This is a genomic window from Arthrobacter sp. 05N33_2 (genome assembly GCF_056397425.1).
In genome coordinates, this window is the sequence record NZ_JBFTNJ010000124.1 from 1 (window position 1) to 3,700 (window position 3,700).

Consider the following 3,700-nt stretch of genomic DNA (forward strand, 5'->3'; position numbering starts at 1 on the left):
ACCATCCTTATCCCGGCAGCTTCGCTCCTTGGAGCAGGACCTGGGACTCACCCTCTTCGATAGATCAGGAGCAAAATTGTCGCTGACCGCGGCGGGCACTGCGTTTCTGCCCATCGCCAAGGACCTGGTCACCCGCGCCGCCCAGGCCAAATCATCCGCACGGGCGATGGCCGGAGGTTCGGTGCAACGGCTTACGATAGCGGCAGCCTCTGCCACCATCGCCGACATCATCGCCCCTTTCATTGTTTCGCAGGGGCCCGATGGAGTCCTGACCAATGTTGTCGAGGCGACCCCCGAGTTTGTCTACCATGCGCTGCAGGAGGGTAAGGCTGACTTAGCTCTGGGAACAAAGCCACCACCATCCGAGCTCAAATCGGTTGTAGTTGGCAGGGCGTTCCTTTGGGCCCAGTGCAACGCCAAACACCCCCTTGCCGGGAGGGAGAAAATCAGCCTCCAGGAACTCGTCCAATGGCCTCTCATAACCATGACAGCCGATTTTGGTGTCCGCACAATGTTCGACGATGCTGTTAGCACTGAGCGCCTGACCTACACGACCGGATTTGAAGTACGCTCCGCCCGGATCGGCCAAGCCTTGGCAGCCGCCGGCAAAGGCATCTGCGTACTCTCGGATGATCCGAGTTTTGGGGTGCACGCTATGCCCATCACTCATCGGGGAAAGGACCTCGTGTTCACTCTCTTCGGCGTCTGGAATCCGCTGCATTTCGCCGCGCCTGCCATAAGGGAGTGCCTGCAGAACCTTTCACGTTTCACCTCGGAGCTGTACCCCGCCGCTCGAATATAGAAGGGATGCAATCCTCAACTCTCGGCCCTGGTGGTTGACCGGCCCCCGAACCCTGATTGCTAAGGGCTCACGGGATTCGCGGGGCGTGGCTCCAGGGRCAGTGGCCATCGACAGGAGCTCTCGAAGCTACTTCCGCTCCCTGGAAAATGCCGATACCGGACCTATCGCGAACTGGGGGAGTGATCGAACCAGGCACTCTTCGCGCGCAGGAGGCTGGGTGCGAGAGCCTGGCTAGTCTTCCTGGACTTCTTTCAGGACCGCACGCGCAGCTGCCGCGTCGTGAAGCTCGGCAGGTACTTCTCCTGTTCTTCGATCTTCCGGCGGTAGAAGCCGTGGGCGGCCTGTTTTGTGATCCCCAGCGATTCGCGGATCTGGGCCCACGTCGGTCCGGATACCGCGACMTCCTTTGRGGTCAACGACCTTCRAGGACYGCATCGCCGGAGCATACCGACGCACCGGGGTGCGCGCCCGATGAGTGGCGCCCGTCAACTTGCGTGTGTCCGCTGTTGCTCGGGGAGTCAGCTGAGCTGCAAGTTGTTGCCGGTCTTGGCTTTGACCATGTTCGTCGCGTAGCTGATCAGGAATTCGTACTCGTCTTCCGGCGTCAGGTCGCCGAGGAGTACATCCATAACGAGGCCGTCCTCGAGGGCTACGAAGCTCCGGGCCAAGAATCCGGCTGGCGCTGAGAGGGTGAAGGCATCCTCCTGCGCGCCTCGTTCCAGGATCCCTTTGTAAAGGTTCGTTTGACGCTCCACGAACGCCATCTGCTGCCGAGCGGCTGCCTCGTTGCGCAGATAAACTGGGATGAGTTCCACGAGGATCCGGGAAGCGGTTTCGCTTTCCCCGGGCCAAGGTACGCCCGAGTGGATGCAGGCCCTCAGTTGCGCTTCAGGGTCTCTTTCGGCTTGGATGCGGGCCTCCCGGCGGTCACAGTACTCCGTAACTCCTTGATGGAAGACCTCGCTGAAGAGCTCGTCGACGTCCCGGTAGTAGTACAGCACCGCAGCCGGGGTGACGCCCGCTTCGTTGGCAATGTCGGAAAGGCGGGCCGCTGATGACCCTCTGTCCAGCAGGACTCGTCCTGCTGCTGCTACGAGTTGATCCCGGCGGGCTGTCTGATTCCGTGGTCTTGCCATGCTCACCATGCTTTCACACTGGCCTCGAAGTGACCCTTGACACACCCAGGTTCGTTAATTATTCTTTAATTAATCTTTAGTTAATGAAATCTCCCACGCTAGGAATGCTACCGTCATGACTCGACTTCTCCCTCTGGCTCTTGTGCAATCACCCGCCGAGACCTTGACTGATTTTGCTGCTGGTCTCGAGCGAAGGGTCAAAGCGCATGCCGTCGCCGACCTTTTCGTTTACCCGGAGCTTCACTTGAACACGGTAGATTCTGCCGGGTTTGTGGACCGGCAGGCCTACATGGACGCCTCGGCAGAACCTCTTGATGGCCCACGCGGCCGTACCCTTGCTGAGCTCGCAGGAGACCTTGGGATCTGGCTTTTGCCTGGCAGCGTGCTTGAACGTGGTACGGACGGGCATATCTACAACACCGCCGTTGTCTACTCTCCACAAGGAAAAGCAGTAGCCGCGTACCGAAAGATCTTTCCCTGGAAGCCCTATGAGACCGTTTGTTCCGGTAAGGACTTCGTGGTTTTCGACATGACCGGCTACGGCCGCGTCGGGTTGTCGATTTGCTACGACGCCTGGTTCCCCGAACACAGCAGGCACCTGGCCTGGATGGGGGCAGAACTCGTCCTCAATGTTGTCCAGACCCCGACCAACGATCGTGTGCAGGAAGTTGTTATCAGCCAGGCCAACGCAATCGTGAACCAGAACTTCGTCGCCAGTGTGAACGCCGCGGGCCCCCACGGGGTCGGACGTAGTCTTCTGGTTGACCCTGAAGGCCGCGTGCGAATTTCGGCAACCGGGCCCGAAGACGCGACATTGGTCGATGTCATCGACCTGGACCAAGTAGGGAACGTCCGCCAATATGGCACAGCGGGCGTCACCCGCCCCTGGGACCAGTTCGCTGAAAACGACGACGCAATTCCATTGCCGCTCTACGCCGGCCAGCTTGATCCCCGCCTGTGGCGGCAGACCAACGCCCAGTCAACCCTGACCAACCTCAGCACTGCCCCAGCCCAAGGAACTCCCCATGTCCGCTGAGAACATTAAACTTACCCCCAAGCTGTCCCTGCTGTCGGTCGTCGTGTTCGGCTTGGCCTATATGGCTCCGGGAATCGTAATGACGATCTTCGGTATCATCTCCTCCATCAGCGACGGAACAGCCCCGACAGCATTCGCCCTCGCCACCGTCGCGATGCTGCTGACGGCCCTGAGCTACGCGAAAATGGCAAAGATCTTTCCGAACTCGGGATCGGCCTACGTGTATGCACGACGGCTCCTCGATTCCCGTGTCGGTTTCCTCGTCGGGTGGGCAATCCTCCTCGACTACCTCTTCCTTCCCACCGTGGCCTGGCTGTTCCAATCGTTCTACCTTGCAGCGCAGTTTCCCGGCATCCCCGTCTGGGCCTGGCTCGCTCTCAACGCAGGACTGACAACGATCATCAACGCCACGGGCATCGTGCTCGCTGACCGTGTCAATAAAACGCTGACCCTTCTGGTTGTTACCCTCATCGGGATCTTCATCGCCTACTGCCTGGCCTACCTCGGCGGAAACCCACCCGCGTCGTTCACAGACCCCTTCTGGAACAATGCCACGACGGTCGGCGGCGTCGCTGCCGCAGCCGCTATCGCGGCCTACGCCTTCCTGGGATTCGAYGCCGTCAGCACACTCAGCGAAGAAACCAAAAACGCCCAGCGCAACATTCCCCGCGCGATCCTCCTGACCGTCCTCGTCGGCGGAATAATCTTCGTCGTGGTCTCCTACAT

5 protein-coding genes are annotated in these 3,700 nt (G+C 60.0%); 3 read left to right on the forward strand and 2 right to left on the reverse strand.

What is annotated here, in order from left to right:
• A partial coding sequence (locus tag AC1DHX_RS20400) for a LysR family transcriptional regulator (protein WP_476900434.1) occupies window positions 1-802 on the forward strand: 802 nt, incomplete at its 5' end.
• Window positions 803-1,053: 251 nt separating this feature from the next.
• Here AC1DHX_RS20400 and AC1DHX_RS20405 read toward each other — a convergent pair.
• Window positions 1,054-1,218 (reverse strand): hypothetical protein, encoded by a 165-nt coding sequence (locus AC1DHX_RS20405; RefSeq protein ID WP_476900435.1) that lies wholly within the window; start codon window positions 1,216-1,218, stop codon window positions 1,054-1,056.
• Between the two features lie 102 nt (window positions 1,219-1,320).
• A complete protein-coding gene (locus AC1DHX_RS20410) occupies window positions 1,321-1,938 on the reverse strand; it encodes a TetR/AcrR family transcriptional regulator (protein ID WP_476860271.1) in 618 nt (205 codons plus the stop codon).
• A 115-nt stretch (window positions 1,939-2,053) separates the two neighbouring features.
• Between AC1DHX_RS20410 and AC1DHX_RS20415 the strand changes: the two genes are divergently transcribed.
• Both AC1DHX_RS20415 and AC1DHX_RS20420 read left to right on the forward strand, forming a co-directional pair.
• The gene (locus tag AC1DHX_RS20415) at window positions 2,054-2,974 is read left to right on the forward strand and encodes a carbon-nitrogen hydrolase family protein (RefSeq protein WP_476858051.1); all 921 of its coding nucleotides are present in this window, start codon (window positions 2,054-2,056) and stop codon (window positions 2,972-2,974) included.
• Window positions 2,964-3,700, forward strand: a 737-nt coding sequence (locus tag AC1DHX_RS20420) for an APC family permease (RefSeq protein WP_476900436.1), incomplete at its 3' end; no start/stop codon positions are given. The genes AC1DHX_RS20415 and AC1DHX_RS20420, both read left to right, overlap by 11 nt.